The following is a 1,115-nucleotide window of genomic DNA, read 5'->3' on the forward strand; positions in this document are numbered from 1 at the left end:
TCATACTCTACTGGAGACAGCTGCATAGCACTGCTGTGTCGACGCTTAGGGTTATAGAACATCTCGATGTAATCGAAAATATCACTTCGGGCTTCGTCACGCGTTGCGTAGATCTTTCGTCGGATTCGCTCCCGCTTCAAAAGCTGGAAAAAGCTCTCCGCTACGGCATTGTCGTGGCAGTTTCCCCGTCGGCTCATGCTGCTGATCACATTATTGGCCTTCAGGAAGCTTTGCCAATCTGAGCTACTGAACTGACTGCCTTGGTCTGAGTGAATCATCACTTGCTGCTGTGGCTTGCGTCGCCACACGGCCATCAGCATGGCGTCGATGGCCAGGTCGCTGCTCATTCTGGGCTTCATTGACCAACCAATGACTTGGCGGGAGAACAGATCCAGCACTACCGCCAGGTACAGCCACCCTTCATAGGTGCGGATGTAGGTGATATCGGTCACCCAGACTTTATTCGGCTCACTGACCTTGAACTGCCGGGCCAGATGGTTGGGGGATGCCACTGTTGGTTTTCCGCCATAAAACCCAGTACGACGGCGATAGCCCGTTTGCGAACGCAGCCCCTCTGCCTGCATCAAGCGACCGACTCGATTTCGCCCACAGATCTCTCCTAGCTCTCGCAGGTCATCGTGAATCTTGCGATAGCCATACACGCCGCCGCTTTCTAACCAGGCCTGCTTGATCAAGCCAAGCAGGCGCTGATCTTCTTTGGCTCGGGCAGATTGAGGTTCGGCCAACCAAGCGTAGTAGCCGCTGGGATGCACCTTGAGGGTTTGGCAAAGGCGCCGCACCGGGTAATGCGTCGAGTGCTTTTTGATGAAGGCGTACTTCAGTTGCACTCCTTGGCAAAGTACGCGGCGGCCTTTTTTAAGATGTCTCGCTCTTCAGTCACGCGCTTGAGTTCTGCGCGAAGCTTGCGCAGTTCGGCTTGCTGCTCATCGTCTTGCTGACGCTGCTCTTGGGGTTTGCTGTAGAGCTTGATCCAGGCGTAGAGGCTGTGAACAGACATGCCCAGGCGCTGGGCAACATCGGCGACAGGATTGCCTTTCTCGGTCACTTGCTTGACCGCTTCGATCTTGAATTCTTCGGGGTAACGCTGACGACTC

The 1,115-nt window shown here is 55.0% G+C and carries 1 protein-coding gene; it reads right to left on the reverse strand.

Annotation, left to right across the window (positions count from 1 at the left end):
- Positions 1-1,115, reverse strand: a protein-coding gene (locus tag BGP85_RS00155) for an IS3 family transposase (protein ID WP_258035819.1) whose coding sequence is annotated in 2 segments (ribosomal slippage) — positions 1-874 and positions 874-1,115 — 1,116 coding nt annotated over the 2 segments. Because the reading frame shifts where the segments join, the coding sequence is not laid out codon by codon here. This gene is flagged as partial in the annotation.

The sequence above is a fragment of the Pseudomonas putida genome (genome assembly GCF_002906855.1).
Classification (GTDB): Bacteria; Pseudomonadota; Gammaproteobacteria; order Pseudomonadales; family Pseudomonadaceae; genus Aquipseudomonas; species Aquipseudomonas putida_N.